Annotated in this window: 19 protein-coding genes and 5 tRNA genes; 5 read left to right on the forward strand and 19 right to left on the reverse strand. The window is 28.8% G+C overall.

The annotated features are described in order from the left end of the window. Positions 1 to 341: 341 nt before the first annotated feature. The 19 genes from L8V88_RS05805 to tig all read right to left on the reverse strand — a co-directional run bounded on the left by L8V88_RS05805 (position 342) and on the right by tig (position 13,911). Complete coding sequence (locus L8V88_RS05805) at positions 342 to 1,127, reverse strand: LicD family protein (protein WP_257396130.1); 786 nt, start codon at positions 1,125 to 1,127, stop codon at positions 342 to 344. Beyond that, positions 1,115 to 1,792, reverse strand: coding sequence for an NTP transferase domain-containing protein (locus L8V88_RS05810; RefSeq protein WP_263727220.1), 678 nt, complete (start codon positions 1,790 to 1,792; stop codon positions 1,115 to 1,117). The genes L8V88_RS05805 and L8V88_RS05810 overlap by 13 nt, the downstream gene beginning before the upstream one ends. Continuing rightward, a complete protein-coding gene (locus tag L8V88_RS05815; RefSeq protein WP_263727221.1) occupies positions 1,789 to 2,655 on the reverse strand; it encodes a DMT family transporter in 867 nt (288 codons plus the stop codon). The genes L8V88_RS05810 and L8V88_RS05815 overlap by 4 nt, the downstream gene beginning before the upstream one ends. Continuing rightward, positions 2,655 to 3,542, reverse strand: a complete 888-nt coding sequence (locus tag L8V88_RS05820; protein WP_047208673.1) for a choline kinase family protein — start codon at positions 3,540 to 3,542, stop codon at positions 2,655 to 2,657. The genes L8V88_RS05815 and L8V88_RS05820 overlap by 1 nt, the downstream gene beginning before the upstream one ends. A 152-nt stretch (positions 3,543 to 3,694) precedes the next feature. After that, positions 3,695 to 3,779 (reverse strand) — tRNA-Leu (locus tag L8V88_RS05825). Between the two features lie 5 nt (positions 3,780 to 3,784). Next, positions 3,785 to 3,861, reverse strand: a tRNA-Arg gene (locus tag L8V88_RS05830). 27 nt (positions 3,862 to 3,888) lie between these two features. Beyond that, positions 3,889 to 3,965, reverse strand: a tRNA-Arg gene (locus tag L8V88_RS05835). Positions 3,966 to 3,968: 3 nt separating this feature from the next. Then, positions 3,969 to 4,045, reverse strand: a tRNA-His gene (locus tag L8V88_RS05840). Between the two features lie 12 nt (positions 4,046 to 4,057). Then, a tRNA-Pro gene (locus L8V88_RS05845) sits at positions 4,058 to 4,135 on the reverse strand. A gap of 86 nt (positions 4,136 to 4,221) precedes the next feature. Next, on the reverse strand, positions 4,222 to 4,944 hold the full coding sequence (locus L8V88_RS05850; protein WP_263727222.1) for a TerC family protein: 723 nt from the start codon (positions 4,942 to 4,944) through the stop codon (positions 4,222 to 4,224). A gap of 42 nt (positions 4,945 to 4,986) precedes the next feature. After that, positions 4,987 to 5,559: a phosphoribosylglycinamide formyltransferase gene (gene purN / locus L8V88_RS05855; protein WP_263727223.1), complete on the reverse strand. Its 573-nt coding sequence runs from the start codon at positions 5,557 to 5,559 to the stop codon at positions 4,987 to 4,989. Further along, positions 5,550 to 6,896, reverse strand: a complete 1,347-nt coding sequence (locus tag L8V88_RS05860) for an NAD(P)H-hydrate dehydratase (protein ID WP_263727224.1) — start codon at positions 6,894 to 6,896, stop codon at positions 5,550 to 5,552. The genes purN and L8V88_RS05860 overlap by 10 nt, the downstream gene beginning before the upstream one ends. Then, positions 6,880 to 8,220, reverse strand: a complete 1,341-nt coding sequence (rmuC, locus tag L8V88_RS05865; RefSeq protein WP_263727225.1) for a DNA recombination protein RmuC — start codon at positions 8,218 to 8,220, stop codon at positions 6,880 to 6,882. Before rmuC ends, L8V88_RS05860 begins: the two co-directional genes overlap by 17 nt. 2 nt (positions 8,221 to 8,222) lie before the next feature. Then, entirely contained in the window at positions 8,223 to 8,912 is a 690-nt protein-coding gene (locus L8V88_RS05870; RefSeq protein ID WP_039619378.1) for an NYN domain-containing protein, read from the reverse strand. 8 nt (positions 8,913 to 8,920) lie between these two features. Beyond that, entirely contained in the window at positions 8,921 to 10,429 is a 1,509-nt protein-coding gene (locus L8V88_RS05875; protein ID WP_263727226.1) for a YifB family Mg chelatase-like AAA ATPase, read from the reverse strand. Continuing rightward, on the reverse strand, positions 10,426 to 10,950 hold the full coding sequence (gene def / locus L8V88_RS05880; RefSeq protein WP_039642414.1) for a peptide deformylase: 525 nt from the start codon (positions 10,948 to 10,950) through the stop codon (positions 10,426 to 10,428). Before def ends, L8V88_RS05875 begins: the two co-directional genes overlap by 4 nt. After that, the gene (locus L8V88_RS05885; protein ID WP_126341147.1) at positions 10,947 to 11,987 is read right to left on the reverse strand and encodes a GGDEF domain-containing protein; all 1,041 of its coding nucleotides are present in this window, start codon (positions 11,985 to 11,987) and stop codon (positions 10,947 to 10,949) included. The genes def and L8V88_RS05885 overlap by 4 nt, the downstream gene beginning before the upstream one ends. 14 nt (positions 11,988 to 12,001) lie before the next feature. Next, positions 12,002 to 12,592: an ATP-dependent Clp endopeptidase proteolytic subunit ClpP gene (clpP, locus tag L8V88_RS05890; protein ID WP_039619386.1), complete on the reverse strand. Its 591-nt coding sequence runs from the start codon at positions 12,590 to 12,592 to the stop codon at positions 12,002 to 12,004. Then, positions 12,592 to 13,911: a trigger factor gene (gene tig, locus L8V88_RS05895; RefSeq protein ID WP_263727227.1), complete on the reverse strand. Its 1,320-nt coding sequence runs from the start codon at positions 13,909 to 13,911 to the stop codon at positions 12,592 to 12,594. Before tig ends, clpP begins: the two co-directional genes overlap by 1 nt. Positions 13,912 to 14,020: 109 nt before the next feature. Between tig and folE the strand changes: the two genes are divergently transcribed. The 5 genes from folE (at position 14,021) to L8V88_RS05920 (ending at position 17,901) form a co-directional block, all read left to right on the forward strand. Next, on the forward strand, positions 14,021 to 14,593 hold the full coding sequence (gene folE / locus L8V88_RS05900; protein WP_039619389.1) for a GTP cyclohydrolase I FolE: 573 nt from the start codon (positions 14,021 to 14,023) through the stop codon (positions 14,591 to 14,593). Further along, positions 14,593 to 15,903 carry a flagellar protein export ATPase FliI gene (gene fliI / locus L8V88_RS05905; protein ID WP_263727228.1) on the forward strand — a complete coding sequence of 437 codons (1,311 nt, stop codon included), beginning with the start codon at positions 14,593 to 14,595 and terminating at the stop codon, positions 15,901 to 15,903. The genes folE and fliI overlap by 1 nt, the downstream gene beginning before the upstream one ends. Positions 15,904 to 15,956: 53 nt before the next feature. Further along, on the forward strand, positions 15,957 to 16,445 hold the full coding sequence (locus L8V88_RS05910) for a hypothetical protein (protein ID WP_263727229.1): 489 nt from the start codon (positions 15,957 to 15,959) through the stop codon (positions 16,443 to 16,445). Between the two features lie 53 nt (positions 16,446 to 16,498). Continuing rightward, positions 16,499 to 16,678, forward strand: a complete 180-nt coding sequence (locus L8V88_RS05915; RefSeq protein WP_220566468.1) for a putative motility protein — start codon at positions 16,499 to 16,501, stop codon at positions 16,676 to 16,678. 77 nt (positions 16,679 to 16,755) lie between these two features. Continuing rightward, on the forward strand, positions 16,756 to 17,901 hold the full coding sequence (locus L8V88_RS05920) for a hypothetical protein (protein WP_263727262.1): 1,146 nt from the start codon (positions 16,756 to 16,758) through the stop codon (positions 17,899 to 17,901). Positions 17,902 to 17,970: the final 69 nt, after the last annotated feature.

The following is a 17,970-nucleotide window of genomic DNA, read 5'->3' on the forward strand; positions in this document are numbered from 1 at the left end:
AGTAGTTTTTGGATAATTAGATGTATTATTTAAATTTAACATTTTATTATGAGACAATATTGTATAGAGATGTTATGATATTTACATAAACTATAAATGGAATAATAAAATTGAAAATGGATAAAAACAAAGAAATAATAGTGTGAAATTAAAAAAGACAAGATAATCGATATAATATAATTTTTTTATTTACTGAAGCAACAAAGCAAAAAAATAAAAATATTAAATCATATAGATGAGTGCAACAAATCAAATTTTTCGTATTTTCATAAAATAACAATACTAGTTGTTTTCACTTCTTTACCAAAAAACCATCTATATTGACACTATAGTTTTAATTCTCATTTTAGTTTATAACATTTAAAAGTATGAGATGGAATTCTATATTTTGCAGGTGGTAACTTCATATAATCACCATAATATTTTTTTAAATGTTTATCATAACCATTCATACAAGGATATATTTTATCTTCAAAAGGAAGATTAACTATGCCACTAAAGTATTCTTTTGGCATGATAGATTTATTTAATTCTGTCCATTCACCTATACACAAAGCCACATTTTTACAATTTTTACTAGTATATTTTAAACGCCATTTTTTTAAAAAAATCATAGTTTGCTTATCAAATATATCAGCGAAATATAAGAAGAAGTTTTTCATAAAAGCAAATTCATTAGATCTCTTTACAAAAGATCTAGTAAGTTTTTTTAAAAATTTTAATTTCTTTGATGCTTTATATATCAGTTTAAAATCATCCGGAACAAAGTCATAAATAAAAATATCTAAAAAAAGAGGGCTATTTTCTTGTTTATAATTTTCTATTAAAAATTTATGATCATAAATTTTTGCAAAATGATGAAAAAGCCCAAAATTTTTATCATATAAATTAGAAAAAGTAATATTATCCGTATCTTTCCAATATTTTACAAATTTATCATATTGATCATAATACATATAAATATCAATATCATCATCCCATGGAATAAAACCTTTATGTCTTACCGCTCCTATTAGTGTTCCGCCACCTAAAGAATAAATAATGTTATGTTTTTTGCAAAATTCATCAAAATAGTCAAGTAATTTTACCAAAGCTTTCTTTTGCTCTTCTAAAGTTACCTCTTGCATTTATTTAAAATCTCCTCGTATTCTTTTAAATTATCCATTTCATAACATTTTTCAACTTCAATTGCTTGTATTTTAAGCTCTGAGAGCAAATCCAAGACAATATTATCCCAATACATTTTCTCGTCTAACAAATAACTAGATGTAAGATATTTTTTTAAATTTTTTATTATTTTTTTACAATCTTCTGTACAAAAATAAGAAACTCCCAATAAAGCAAGTCCACTCGATAAAGTAGTATCGATTTCTTCTATCAGCCCATCTTTTGTTTTTACATACCACTCACCTTTAGAATTTCTTAGGATACAATAATAGGTACTCAAAGTTTGTTTTTGCAAAAAAATATTTTCATTTAAAACCACATCACAATCAATCACAAAACTATCACTGAAAAAACTACTAGCTTTATAAAAAGAATAAATGCTATTATATTTTCCATAATTTTCATTAAAAATTAATTTGACATTATATTTTTCTTCTAGATATAAAAATTGCTCTTTTAGATGTCCTATTACTATATAAATATCATCAACCATTGCTTCTTTAAGATAAACAATAGTACGCTCTATGTTGGCGACTCCTTGTATTTTAAGCATAGCTTTATGAGTTATCTTTGAAAGCTCTTGAAATCTGCTTCCTGACCCAGCCGCTAAAATAATCGCATTCAATCTTTATCCTTTTTAGAAAATAAAACCAAATTTGCTCCAATAAACACTAAAAAAATTAAAGCTATTTGTTTAAAGTCAAACTCACTTTGTATTATAACAAGCCATATTACATAAGAGATATTCAACATCATAGCTTTTATTAATCCAATTTTTGAAATCGTAAAATAATATAAAAAATAAGATAACCCCCAAAAAGATACAGCACATAACAGCAATACAATAAAATTAAATGATAAGATATCATCGAAAGCAAAATTTGGTTCTTGAACAAAAATTAATATCGCATATCCAAAACTTGCTCCAGTTTGCCTTGAATAATAAACACTCGTCGTAGACAACTCCTTTAAAACAATAGAACTTAAAACCAATTCAGTTCCCCAAGATAATGCACATATTAAAGCCAAAATTATCCCAAAAAAATTAAAACTTAAACCATTAAAAAATAACAAAAATAAAGATGTTAAAGCCAATAATAAACCAAAAAAACCTTGTATGTTTATTTTTTGTTTTAAAAATATAAATGCTAAAAAAGTTGCAAAAACTGGATATAAACTAGTAATTGAAGCACTGAAACTTAAGCCTATAAGTGAAATTGCATTAAGATAACAATACATTGCAACAGGACCTGCGAGCAATCCAGCGAAAAATGGAAATATAAGTTTTCTTTTAAAAATAACTTCTTTTTTAAAAAATAAAATAAGCAATGTTAAAAATAGCCAAGGTATAAACTCGATACAAAAAAGCAATATAAAAACAAAATAAGAAGAATCAACAACCTTATCTGTAACTTTTACATAAAATATTCCAGCTAAAGCCCAAAACAATCCAGATAAAATACCAGAAATATATCCTATTTTATTCATTATAAATTTAAACTTTCTAATCGCTGATATGCTCTATTAATCCTAATAAAACCATAGTCACCATAAAATTCGTTATTTTCTTCTTTTAAGGCAGTCCAAAGCGTCCATAAAACATCACACGAAAAAGCATAAAAATCTAAATGCATTTTTTCTTTTTTTGTGACCTCGCGATTAAAATAACATTCTAAAAAATATCTCTTTAACTCTTCATCCAATCTACATTCTATCATAAAATTTGCTAATTCCCATAAAATATCATTTTTTCCAGAATACTCCCAATCAATAAAATAAACTCTATCTTTTATTAAAATATTTTCAGGAACGAGATCATTATGGCACGGTAAAACAGTAATGTTTTGCTTTTGAAAATACAATGCAATTTTATTAAAAACTTTTAGAATACAATCCATTTGACCGTGATACTTGTAAAAAATACTTTTGTTGTTTAACAAAGAAAAATATTGCTCATACAAATTAAATACATTAAAGGTGTTTTTAAATTCTAAATCACTTTTGTGAAATTCTTCAAGTTTAAGTGCTATTTCTTTTAATATGGTTTTATTTTGGATTTTCTCGTGATTAAGTGCATAAGAATTATCTAGAAATTTAGTGATTTTAATCCCAGTTTTTTCATCAAAATAAACACATTCTACACTAAATTTTGCTTGACTTGCTAGAAAATCATTAATTTTTTCATTTTTTCTATGAATCAGTTGGTTTGTTTTTTGATTTGTTAATCTTAAACAATAGCTCTCTAAATTAGTGGATTTTTTTTGGATTTTCACAAGGTAGTTTTGATTTGTCATACCTCCAATTTTCTCTATACTGAAAATCTCATCCCTTGAAACTCCAAGAGCATGACTTAGAATACTTACCAATTCATCCATAAAACACTGATCCATATTTTGATTTAAAAAAAGGTTTTAATTTTATCAAATTATAACTTAAAAACTAATGCTAAATATTTCATTATTACAATACACAAAAATTATTTAAATAACTTTGTAGATCTATTTTCAATTTTCAAGATTTATACAAGTGGTGCGGATGAAAGGACTTGAACCTTCACGCATTGCTGCACCAGATCCTAAGTCTGGCGTGTCTGCCAATTTCACCACATCCGCAAAAGTGGTACGCTCAAGAGGATTCGAACCTCTGACCTACGGCTTAGAAGGCCGTTGCTCTATCCAGCTGAGCTATGAGCGCATAAAAATAAAAGTAACAATGGGCTTATGGTGCGCCCGATAGGAATCGAACCCATAACCTACAGATCCGAAGTCTGTCGCTCTATCCAGTTGAGCTACGAGCGCTGATGGGGTGAGTGATGGGAATCGAACCCACGACCCTCAGGACCACAATCTGATGCTCTAACCGACTGAGCTACACTCACCATTTATAAAAATGGTCGGGGTGAAAGGATTCGAACCTTCGGCCCCTTGGTCCCAAACCAAGTGCGCTAACCAGACTGCGCTACACCCCGATGTACAAAAATAAAGCGTTATTTTACATAAAAAAATATTAAAAGTCAAGATAAAAAAATATTTAGCATAAAAAATGCTAAATATTTTAAGAATTGTCTGTTTGTTTTTTTTGTGAAATGATATTTAAAATTTCTACTATCAAAGAAAAAGCCATAGCTGTATAAATATATGCTTTATCTATATGGATATCAAAACTTTCACATACTAAAACAAATCCTATCATTACTAAAAATGCCAAGGCTAAGATTTTAATGCTTGGATATTTTTCTACAAAATCTGCAATTGGTTTAGAGGCAAAAAGCATAACTAAAACTGCAATAATCACAGCAATAATCATAATCTCTATATCTTGAGCAATGCCCACAGCAGTAATAACACTATCAAGAGAAAATACTATGTCTATCACAGCTATTTCAGCTACTACAACCCAAAGCTTATTGCTAATTTTTATATTACTTTGACTTTCCTCTTGGTGCATTATACTTTCTTTAATTTCCTTAATAGACTTAACTATTAAAAACAACCCTCCAAGTAAAAGCACCAAATCCCTACCTGAAATTTCATTGCCTAATATACTAAGTAAAGGCGCAACAAGCTTCATCACCCAAAATAAAGACAACAATAATAAAATTCTAGTAATCATCGCAAAAGCAAGACCTAGAATTCTACCCTTATCTCTATGTTCTGGTGGTAATTTAGAAACTAAAATCGCTAGAAAAATGATATTATCAATACCTAGTACAATCTCCAAAGCTGTAAGAGTAAGCAATACCACCCAAGCATCTACACTAAAAATCCATTCAAACATTTACTTTCCTTAAACAAAAAGCGTAATTATAATGATGAAAAATTAATCATTTTCAAAAATTTTTACAATGGTTTCAGGCAAAAGTGTATGTTCGAGCTGGTGGATTTTATCTTCAAATTCTTCAAAGTTTAAATTAGCTTTTTCAAACGCCTTTTGTGCAATGATTTTACCACCATCAAGCTCTTCATTAACCCAATGCACGCTAATGCCTGCTACTTTCATATCACTTTCATAGCTTTCTTTGATAGCATGAGCACCTTTGAATAAAGGAAGCAAAGAAGGATGAAGATTAATAGCTTTTATATTTTGAGTGAAAATAGGACTTAAAATTCGCATAAATCCTGCTAAGATGGTCAAATCTGCTTGACTTTCTTTTATAATTTTTACTAATTCTGCATCAAATTCTTCTCTTGAAGTAAATTTTTCATGTTCTATGATTTTAGTATCAAGACCATATTTTAAAGCTCTTTGTATGCCATAAGCTTCTTTTTTATTGCATACACACAAAACCACTTCAAAGGTATTTTTACCAAAAGTTTTTTTATGTAATTTTTCTAAAATATTTTCCAAATTGCTTCCATTGCCACTAAATAAAACTGCTAATTTTATAAGCATTTTAACCCCTTTATTAATTTTAAAGCATCAAAACTAATTTTATTTTTCTTATAATTTTTAGCTACTAAAGCATGAGCTAATACTGCATTTTTAGCAGCTTCTAAAGCATTAAATTTAGCTCCAAGTAAGGCTGCTATCATGCCACTTAGCACATCCCCACTTCCACCTTTTGCCAAAGCTTCATTGCCACAATTTACTACAAAAAGTTTTTCTTTTTGAACGATGATGGGATTAGCCCCTTTTAACACCAAAGCACATTGGAATTTAGAACTAAATTTTCTTGCATAAAAAAAGCGTTTGTTTTGAATTTCTTCTACACTTACATCCTCATTAAAACAAAGTTTTAAAAGTATAGAAAACTCTTTAGGATGAGGGGTTAAAACAACATCTTCTCTATTAAGATATGAAAGCAAATTTTCACTTTGAAAGCAATTTGCATCTAAGACTAAAGGAATGTTTTTTAATCTTTCATCTTTTAAAATACTTAAATCATCAAGTCCCATACCTATAGCAGCTGCATTTATTTTGCCTTCAATATCATCTTTTAGCATAATCAAAGGCGAAAAGCTTTCTTTAGCCACCAAAGACACAAGCCCTGCCCCAAACTCCAAAGCACCAAGTCCAGCTAAAGCACCCGCGCTTTTATTGGCAAAAATATAAACATGGCCAAAATCACCTTTATTTGAGTTAGCCTTTTTTGTAATGAGTTTTAAATCTTTTTTTTCTAGTAAAAAGCTTGAAGTATTTTGCATATAAGGTTTTAAACCCAAATTCGCAATTTTAATTTTACCTACAAATTCTTTTGCGAAATCTTCTAATAAAATTTCTTTAATTACCCCCATGCAAAGAGTATAATCAGCCTTAAAACATAGTTCTTGTCCAAGCCCGCTAGGAATATCACAAGCTATTTTTAAAGCTTTGCTTTTAGCAATTTTTTTAAAAATTCTTTGTAAATTTTCATCTAAAGCTTTATTTAAACCACTTCCAAAAACACAATCAACTATAATGTCAAAATCTTTAAATTTAGGTTCTTTTTTTAAGAAATTAAAACCTATATTTTTTAAAATTTGCTCTTGCTTGATAAATATCGTATTTTTTTTATATGGCACAACATAAGCAAAAGCTTTTTTTAAGTGTCTAATGGCCACAAGTCCATCAGCTCCATTTCCACCAGTACCAAGCAAGAATAAAATTTTAGCATTTTTTATGTTTTTACTTTTTTTCTTAATCAAATTTGCAAGCTCTATACCTGCATTTTCCATCATTAAAAACTCATCCAAACCTTTTTCAACAAGCTCTTTTTCATAAGAAATATTATCTTTAAATACTACTTTCATCGCTCATCTCACATTTTATAAGCTTTTGGGTTTTAGCGCCTAGCTCTTTAAGCTTTATCACTCTTGAAGCGATATTTCCACTTCCATGAGTAAGTTTTGTTTGCATATTATCTACATTTGTATTTAATCTTTTGATGTTTTCTTTGATTTTTTCAAAATCATCTAAAACACCTGCAAATTTATCATGAAATTTGCCAAGCTCATCAAAAGCTTTTAAGATATTTTCATTACTTTGTATATTTTTCCATGAAATATTTATCGTATTTAGCGCCATAAAAAGAGTGTTTGGTGTAGTTAAATAAACCTTTTTTTTATAAGCGTATTGATAAATTTCAAGATCTACATTTAAAATCAAATCTAAGATATTTTGATAAGGTATAAAAAGCAAAATAAACTCATAAGTGTGTTTATCATACTGCATATAAGGCTTTTTGGCTAACTCATCAATTCTTGATTTTAGATTATAAGCTAGATCAAGACAGGTATTTTGACTAATATCTTCAAAAGCAAAATCACTTGGCAAAGAAAATTTTGCATCTATGATTATACTTTTTTGCTTATCTAAAAATACTACCGCATCAGGAATATAGGTTTTACCCTCTTCTTGAAATCTCTCTTGCAATTTATACTGTACGCCCTCTACCAAACCACTATTTTCTAAAACTGATTTTAGTTGCAATTCTGCAAAATTACCACGAATTTTTTTATCACCCTTTAAAATTTTAGCTAGCTTATCTGCATTTTCTGTCATATTTTGACTAAATTTAAACATATTATCAATATGGGTTTTAAGACTAATTTCATTTGAATTCAATCTTTCATTGTATTCTTTAACACTTTTTTTCACAGGCAAGAAAATTTCTTCTAATATTTTTTTTGTATCTTCATTAAGCATAAGTTTGTTTTGGTTTAAAATGCTAGCATTTTGTTTTTGTAAATTTTGTTCTAATTCTTGTTTTAATTCCACTAAACCTTGCTTGTATTTTTCTTCTAGTTTTATTAAAGTTTGAGTATATTCTTCTTTTAAATTCGCACGCTCTTTTAAATGTATATTTAAAAGTTCTTGTTGGGTTTGTTCTTTTTGAGCTAATTTTGCTTCTAAAGCCTCATTTTTAGATAAATATAATATTTTTTCATCTAAAAGTTTGGAATTTTTTTCCATGAGTGTAGTTTTTTCAAGCTCTAAATTAGCAAGTTGATTTTGCAATGCTATATTGTTTTGGTCTAAAAACTCCAATTTTACTTTTTCTTTTTGGCTTTTAAACACATACCATATAAAAGCTAAAATTACAACAACTAAAAAGGCTATCAAGATATTTTCCATTATCAAGCCTTTGTTTTTTCAATAAGAAAATAAATATTTTTTTCATTACCTTCTTTAAATTGTTTCATTTGTGGTAAAAACTCTTTTACTAAAGCTCTAAAATTTTTAAAACCAAAATTTTGAGGGATAAAATTTGCGTGTTTTCTATTCATATTAGTGCGAATTTGAGCATATTCAGCACGGCCTTTTTCTTCTATTAAGGCTTCTGTGATATTGATTAAATCTTTGATATATTCTTTAGTGCTTAATATTTTTTCTTTGGATTCATCTTGATCTAAATAAAAAAATTCACTAAAAGAATTCACATAAGATTTTACAGCTTGTTTTAAACCCATACCTATAACTTGCTTTTTACCCTCTTTAAGTCTTTGAATTAAACTAGTATAATCACTATCGCTTGAAACAATGACAAAAATATCAATATCTTTTTCATAAAAAAAACTCATAATCTCAGTGATTAAGTACATATCACTTGAGTTTTTATTAGCTATAAAATTAAATTGTTGCATAGCGATGATAGAATATTGTGCGATTTGTTCTTTCCAATTTTGTATATTTTTTTGTGTCCAATCTCCATAAATTCGTTTTATAACGATTTCTCCATAATCAGAAGCGATATCAAAAATAGATTTTGCATATTTTGAAGGAATATTTTCTGCATCAATAAAGATCGCCACACTTTTGTTATCCATTTTTTCTCCTATGTAGTTCTCATTCTAAAACTTAACGCTTTTAAAATATGAGTTTTTAAAATCAACTCACTTTGCTCTAAATCTGCAATGGTTCTTGCTACTTTTATGGTTTTATTTACCCCTCTTTGAGAAAGATTATATGAATTTATAGCCTTTTGTAAAATTTCATTCGCAGTAGAATCTAAAATACAAAATTGTTTCAGCTGTTCATCATTTAATTTAGCATTAAATTCTTCTTGTTTTCTTTGCTTTTGAAATAAAAATCCTTTAAAAACCATTTCACTCATTTGTTCAGAGCTTAAACTTGTTTTATCTTCATGTGAAATCTCATCCATAGCTACATAAAGATCAATTCTATCTAAAATAGGAGATGAAATTTTATTTTTATATTTTTTAATTTCTATCTCTTGGCAACGACATGTAAGACTTTTAGAAAATAAATTTCCACAAGGACAAGGATTTTGCGCACAAGCAAATAAAAATTTAGTTTCATAAATTACTTTGGTATTAACTCTTGAAATAAGAATTTTAAAATCCTCTAGTGGCTCTCTTAAACTTTCTATGATTTGTTTTGAAAAATGAGGAAACTCATCAAAAAACAAAACTCCTCCATTTGCAAGTGCTATTTCTCCTATCTTAGCATTTTTAGTTCCTCCGCCAAAAATACTAGCTCTAGTGCTTGTATGATGAGGACTTCTAAAAACCCTACTAGCACTAAAATCATCATCTAAAGAATTTAATGACTTATAGGCATTTTGGGCTAAAATTTCTTTCAAACTTTGTGGTGGCATGATGAAAGGAAGTCTTTTAGCGCACATACTTTTACCACTACCTGGACTACCTTCAAATAAAATATTATGCATACCCAAAGCTGCTATTATGCAAGCAAATTTAGCATTTTCTTGACCCTTAACTTCTTTAAAATCATAAGGATAAATAGAATTTTTTATATATTTTTGATTATTAATTTCTATGGCATTTTCAAATAAAGGATGAGCATTATTTATATGATAATTCTCATAATTTTTTTCTTTAAAAAAATCCATAGCTTGAGCTAAATTTTCCAAAGCATAGATTGTTAAGTTAGGTATCATCGAAGCTTTTTGAGCTATAGCTTTTGGCACCACTACTTTGGCATTTTGTACTTTTGCACTTAAAAAAAGTAAGATAGAAAATAAACTAGCAGTACTTTTTATACTTCCATCTAATCCAAGTTCTCCAAAAACAAAAAAGTCATCTAAATTTTCTTTTTGAAATAAAATCAAAATCGCAATAGCCAAATCAAAATGAGAGCCATTTTTAGGGATATCTGATGGACTAAGATTGATAGTGATTTTTTGAGCTGGGAAATTGAAATTTTGACTTAGTAAAGTTGCCTTAACTCTTTCTGTGCTTTCTTTGATAGTAGAATTTGCAAGGCCTACTATACTAAAACCTGGCAAACCTCTTGTGAAAGTTGATTCTACATCGATAATATCAAGCTCTGTAGAAAAACTTGCACATTTTAGTTTTTTCATTTGTTCTTTTTGGATTTTTTCTTAAAGTCTTTATCAAATTTTTGGCGTTTTAAAAAAGAAAGTTTTTCTATAAATAAATGTCCATCAAGATGATCAACTTCATGTTGAATAGCCACTGCTAAAAAATCATGCGCTTGTAAACTTTGTGGCTTGCCAAATCTATCTTGATAATCAAGTTGTATATTTTTATAGCGCATTACATCTTCATAAAAACCTGGTATACTTAAACAACCCTCGTTGCAAGAAATTTTTTCATCATCTAAAGGTGTTATAATGGGATTAATAATTTCTAAAAGAGTTTGCTTATCTTCTTTTTGCTCACCTTCTTCATCACCAATATCTACAAGCAAAGCTCTAATTGGTACATCAACTTGAATAGCAGCCAAACCTACACCCTTATTAGCTATCATTGTTTCATACATATCATCTAAAAGTATATGTAAATCTTTATCAAAATTTTCTACTTTTTTTGACTCTAAAAATAATCTTGGATTAGGATAGGTAATTATTTTTCTTATCATTTTTCTTTTTCCACTATTATAAAGGGTTCTAAATTTTTTCCTGAATCTTTTAAAGCTTCAATGCATTTTTCTATTAATTCTTCACCCTTGCTATCTTGATTAACAGCACTTATAGCCACTTCAACATCTACTTCTATTTCTTTATCTGCTAGGAAAAAATTTGAATTTTCTAAAGATTCTAAAATTTTATTGCATATTTCTTGTGCTTTTTCTAAATTTGTATGAGAAATCATCATAGCAAAAATATTGTTTCCACAATGAGCAACTATATCACTTGAAGAGACATTTTTACTAAAAATTCTACACACGCCTTTTAAAAAAGCATTTTTTTCTTTTTGAGTATAAGTTTGCTCAAGAATTTCTTCTTTTACTCTAAAAAATATTAAGGAAGTATGATAATTATATTTTGCATTGCTTTCAATGCTTTTTTCTAAATTTTCTAAAAAATATTTTTTATTATAAACTCCAAATTTAGAATCAAAATCACTTTGCTCTTCTATATGTTTATAAGTTTGTCTAACCTCATCAAAATTTTCTTTAATCTCATCTGAATATTTATCTAAAATACTAGAAAATCTTGAAAGATCTGCTTCAAGAGCGTGAATTACATTAGATACTGCTAAATTTCCTGTGCTAATTGCAAGTTCTGAATTACGTCTTCTTAGCATATCTTTAACTGTTTCAAGATGCCTATAAATCATAGCAATGTATTGTAATAATGCCGAAGTAGAACTAAAACTTTTTTTGATTTCTTGCTCTATATTTGCACGTTTGATACCATCATCATTTTGCTCAAATTCCATAATCTCACTAACTTTTTTCTTAAAAGCTACCGGACGTTCTTCAAGCATTTTTTGAAAATAAACTCCATAATTAGTTGGCGTTGGAGGTACATTATCTTTCACAAGCTCAGTCAAAATAGACTTTGCAAATTTTTCAAATTCACCTCCACTAATTTTTTGAATTTTTGGAGCTTCTTTGGCTGGAGTTGGATCGCTACTTAAATTTAAATCGGCAAATAAATCATCATCTAACATTGCTATGTTTTTCCTTATTTAAAACTTTTTTCCAAAACCTTATCGATTAAGCCGTATTCTTTAGCCTCTAGCGCACTCATAAAAAAATCTCTATCGGTGTCTTTTTCTATTTTAGAAAGTTTTTGCTTAGTATTTTTAGCCAAAATATCATTTAAAATTGCTTTTAATCTTAGAATTTCTTTTGCTTGAATTTCTATATCAGTTGCTTGTCCTCTTGCCCCACCTAGTGGTTGATGGATCATAATTCTTGAATTTGGTAAAGCAAATCTTTTCCCTGGAGCACCACAACTTAGCAAAAATGCACCCATTGAAGCAGCTTGACCAATACAAATAGTACTTACATCAGCTTTAATATAATTCATTGTATCATAAATACTAAATCCACTGGTTACAACCCCACCTGGTGAGTTAATGTAAAGATAAATATCTTTTTGAGGATCTTCAGCCTCTAAAAACAAAAGCTGAGCTACGATAGAAGCAGCAAGATCATCATTGATCTCGCCACTTAGCATGATAATTCTATCTTTTAAAAGCCTTGAGTATATATCATAGCTTCTTTCGCCCCTGCTTGTTTTTTCAACTACATAAGGTATGTATGAGCTCATTATTTTTCACTTTCTTTTTCAGTTTTCTTTTTATCGTTTTTTTTGAAAATATCAGCAAAAAGCTTTTCTTCAATTAAAGACATTTTAATGGCAGGCAATGCACCTTGTTTTTTGTAATTGTCTAAATGTTCTTGTGGGTTAAAGCCATATCTATAAGCTTCAAAGTAAATCGCTTGGATTAATTCTTGATCGCTTACTGTAACATTTCTAAGTTTTGCTAACTCATCTATAATGAAAGTTAATTTTACGCTTTTTTGTGCATCTTCTTTGAAACTTTCTCTTTTTTCTTTATATTTAGCCTCATCTTTAAATTCTTTTAATTCTTCTTCGCTTAAAGTTCTCAAAGAGCTTCTAAATTGCATATCTGTTTCTTGTTCTACTATATTTCTTGGTAAAACAAAGTCAAACTTAGCTACCAAAGCTTCTGCAAATTGATTTTTAAGCTCATCATTGATAAGTTTAAAGATTTTTTCATTTTTTAGTTGCTCTTTTAATTTTGCGTCTAATTTTTCAACACTTGGTTCTTTTTCTTCAGGCAACAAGCTTTTTAAAAGCTCTTCGTTTAATTCAGGTAATTTAAGTTCTTGAATTTCATGAATTTTTACTTTAAATACCGCATCTTTTCCTGCTAAATGCGCTGCGCCATATTCTTTTGGAAAAGTTACATTAATATCTTTTTCCTCACCTGCTTTTAAACCAACCATACCTTCTTCAAATCCTGGTATGAATTGTTTTGAACCAATTTCTAAAACATAATTTTGAGCTTTTCCGCCATCAAAAGCTTTACCATCAACAAAACCTTCAAAATCAAATTTAGCAAAATCGCCTTCTTTTAAAGCTCTTGCTTCTTTAATCGCTTCAGGAGTAGCAAATCTTTTTAATAATTCTTCTTTTTTTGCATCAATTTCTTTTTGAGTTACTTTTGGTGTATTATAAGTTGGAATTAGTTCTTCATATCCATCTAATTTTACTTCTGGTCTAAAAGATAATACCATTTGAGCCTCAATAGCACCATCTTTTCTATCAAATTTTTCAAAATATGGCTCACCTACTAAATCTTTAGCCTCTTTTTTAACCTCTTTTAAAGCACCATCTACAGCATTTCTTAAAAGATCTTGCTCCGCATCTCTTGCAAGCTCTTTTTCATATCTTTTAAGTATAGCAGCAACAGGAACTTTTCCTGCTCTAAAACCATCCATTTTCATAGTTTTAGACGCTTTTTTAGCTAATTTTTCAACTTCTGCTTTAATAGCTCCTTGAGCAATTTTCACAGTAGCATTTGCATTTGCAAAATCAATTAGTTTTGCTGTAACTTCCATAATATTTTCCCTTTTTAAATAAAATTTTTTGATAATATACCAAAATTTTCCTTATCACTTTATATAAAAATAAAAATATGTTAAAATTTTAATTTTTGATGGAGAAAAAATGCAAGAAAAATTTGAACAATCAGTAAAAAATATGTTAGAAATTATCGGGGAAAATCCACAAAGAGAAGGGCTTTTAAAAACTCCTACAAGAGTTTTTAAGGCTTTTGAATTTTTAAGTAGCGGTTATAAACAAGATCCAAAACAAATACTAAATGATGCCTTATTTGAAAGCTCAAACAATGAAATGGTTTTAGTAAGAGATATAGAATTTTACAGTCTTTGCGAACATCATCTTTTGCCTTTTTTTGGGCGCGTGCATGTTGCGTATATACCAGATAAAAAAGTCGTAGGTCTTAGTAAAATTCCACGCCTTGTAGAAGTTTTTGCAAGACGCTTACAAATTCAAGAACAACTCACAGAGCAAATCGCAGAAGCTTTGATGGAACATGTAGGTGCAAAAGGCGTTGGGGTGGTTATTGAAGCAAGACATATGTGTGTTGAAATGCGTGGGGTGCAAAAGGCAAATTCTACTACTAGCACTTCAGCATTAAGAGGTAGCTTTTTAAAAAGTGAAAAAACAAGAAAAGAATTTTTTACCTTAATTAACTCAGCAAAACAGGTTAGGTTTTAATGGGTTTAGAAAAACTTCGTAGCAAAGTTGCTTCACAAAATCTTGCTAGTGTTTTTGGGCAAATTACTAAAATTTCAAGTACTAGTATAGAAATAAATGGTTTAAAAACTAGCATAGGTGATATTATTAAAATAGTTTCTAGTGAAGATGAGAGTAAAGAAGCTATGGCTATGGTAGTAGAAGTAGATGAGAATTTAAGTTATTTAAGTCCTTTTGGTTTTGTGGAAGGTTTTAAAATAGGCGATCGCGCTTTTATTAACGATGCGGGTATGCAAATAGGTGTTAGTGATGAACTTTTAGGAAGAGTGGTTGATCCTTTTATGCGACCAAAAGATGGTAAAGGGCCTATTGAGGCAAGTAAATTTATGCCTATTATGCGTGCACCTATTGATGCAATGAAACGAGGTTTGATAGAGGAAGTTTTTCCAGTAGGTGTTAAAACAATAGATGCGCTTTTAACTTGTGGGGTAGGACAAAAGCTTGGGATTTTTGCAGGAAGTGGGGTTGGTAAATCAACCCTTATGGGCATGATAGTAAAAAATTCCAAAGCTCCTATTAAAGTGATAGCTTTAATAGGGGAGCGTGGTAGAGAAATTCCTGAATTTATACAAAAAAATCTTGGTGGCAAACTTGATGATACTGTCATCATCGTTGCAACAAGTGATGATAGCGCGCTGATGAGAAAATACGGAGCATTTTGCGCTATGAGTGTGGCTGAGTATTTTAAAGAACAAGGCAAAGATGTGTTATTTATCATGGATAGTGTAACGCGTTTTGCTATGGCTCAAAGAGAAATAGGTCTTGCTCTAGGTGAACCACCTACGACAAAAGGCTATCCGCCAAGCGTTTTAAGTCTTTTACCTCAGCTTATGGAGCGCGCAGGAAAAGAAGAAGGTAAAGGCACTATAACGGCTTTTTTTACCGTGTTAGTTGATGGAGATGATATGAGTGATCCAATAGCTGATCAAAGCAGATCAATACTTGATGGCCATATAGTACTTAGTCGCGAACTTACTGACTTTGGAATTTACCCGCCTATAAATATACAAAATTCAGCCTCAAGGGTTATGGGGGATATTATTAGTGATGAACACAAACTAGCTGCTAGAAAATTTAAGCGTTTAAATTCTTTGCTTAAAGAAAATGAAGTTTTACTTAGAATTGGTGCTTATCAAAAAGGTACCGATAAAGAACTTGATCAGGCTATCGCTAAAAAAGACTTTATGCAACAATTTTTAAGTCAAAATCCTGAAGAAAGTTTTGAATTTGAAGATACAATTAATATGCTAAAAATGATTGATACGCAATAATTGGAATGATTTTTGCTTTTTTATGATAAAAAGTCATGAAAAAAGGATGGATCATGTCAAATGTAGCATTTTTAGATCATCAGCAAAACTTAGGTTTAAAATATACTGATATTTGTCAAAATATTTTTGAAAGAGAAATCTTTACACATATGTTTTTAGAGTGCGTAAGCTTTGTTTTACTAGAAAATAAAGCTAAGCTAAAATACTTAAAGATTATTAATTCAAAAGAAGAATTTATCGTTGAATTTAAAATTAATAATCAAAAAAAATCTTTTATTATCAATGATAAAAAAAGCTTGAATGCAGAATTTAGTGCAAAAAGAATGACTCAAGATGAGTACGAAAGAGAAGTAGCTAGAATTTATCAAATAGAAAGATATTTAAAAACACAAATCAATCTTCAAAATTTTTCTAGCGAAATTAGTGCTACTATGAAAAATCTTTTTAAAGATATGGATGAGTTTAAAAACTATATCGATATGCTTGAAGCAAAAGAAAACACTCACAATCACTACTTATCAAAAATTTATAATATAGCTTAATATTAATCAAACTTTGCCGATAATATTACTAATCCAAACAAAAGGAGTATGTTATGGGCGAAGTTACTAACAATCAAGCAAGTTTAATGCTTAACATTGCAACTACTATGATGAAAAAAACTATAGAAGTTAATGAAAATGCAGTAATGCAAGTACTTGAAGGCGTAAATGCAAACCCTGCTCCAACTACTACTCCTACTGCTAGTTCAGGATTACTTGACATTTACGCTTAATTTTTCTCTTCAATTCAAAAATTTTGGCATAGCTTTTGCTTTTTTAAAGCTAAGCAATATTTTTGAAGAGAAGAGTTATGTTTGTAAATTCTAATGTTAATCCGTATCAGAATTTTGCAAATTATCCTTTTGCAAAAACTGGACACGCAGAAGAAAAAAAAGAAAATACCAATATTAAAAGTGATTTACTTGATATAAAAGGTTCTAATTTAGATTATAAAGTAACTTATGCAAGTGAATTTGGTTTTAGAATCAATGAGCAAGGTTTTTTTGAAAAAGATCTTAATAAAACAGCTGCTTTACCTCTTGATTATGATATTAATATAAAAAGTATAAGAGAAATTTCAAAACAACTTATAAAGCTTGATGAGAATTTAAACTATAACAAAATAGACTTACCAAGACTTTTAAACACTTATCACAATACATTAAAAACTATAAATCCACAGTTTCAAAACAATGACAATGATTTTTTAAGTAAAACACAAATTTCTGAGTTAAATCAAGGCTATAGCTATACTTATGAAGGAAAAATTTTAAAAGTTTATGAAAATGCCAAAAGCTTACAAAATGCAAAAGAAACAAATAAAAATCTAAATACCTTAATGCTTGATAATAAAATAGGAGATTTTGCATTCAATGCAAGCATTGAAAACACAGCTAGCAATCCTATTATAAAACCTTATTTAAACCGTCAAGGCGCAGTTTCTAAAAGTGGATTATTGCTTAATTATATATATCAAGATTTAAAAGAACAAAATCATCAAAAGGCTAATTTCTTTCTATCTCCTATTGAGTTAGATATGTCTTCTAATGTAAATTTTCAAAAACTCATGAGAGGTCAAATGAGCATGCAAGATTATCTAAGTGAAAGCAATAAAGAAAAAATGAGTTTTGATTTATACTTACATATTAATGGGGTAGATAAAAACAATACTTCAGAAGATAAGCTTTCAGTTTTCTTTCAACAATACATTAACTATCAACATAGTATCAATATGCAAGAATTTGCCAATTCAAGTTCTATTTATAGTCTTTATAGTGAGCAAATTAGCAAAGATTTTGAAGCTTTAAAAAAAGAGTTCAATCAAAATGATTCTAATATAGACCTTGAAAAAATAAACACCCAAAAAGAACTTTTAGATACTCAATTTTTAGAAAATCGCAAAAGACAAGCAAGTATTAATAAAATTTTACACTCTTATTTAAATGCTATGGCTTAAACTTGTGCTAAAATAATAACAAAAATTTTCGCACAAGTTAAAAACTTACTTGATTTAATATTAAATTTA

Origin of the sequence: Campylobacter sp. IFREMER_LSEM_CL2101, from assembly GCF_025771825.1 — a bacterium.
Taxonomy (GTDB): Bacteria; Campylobacterota; Campylobacteria; order Campylobacterales; family Campylobacteraceae; genus Campylobacter_D; species Campylobacter_D lari_C.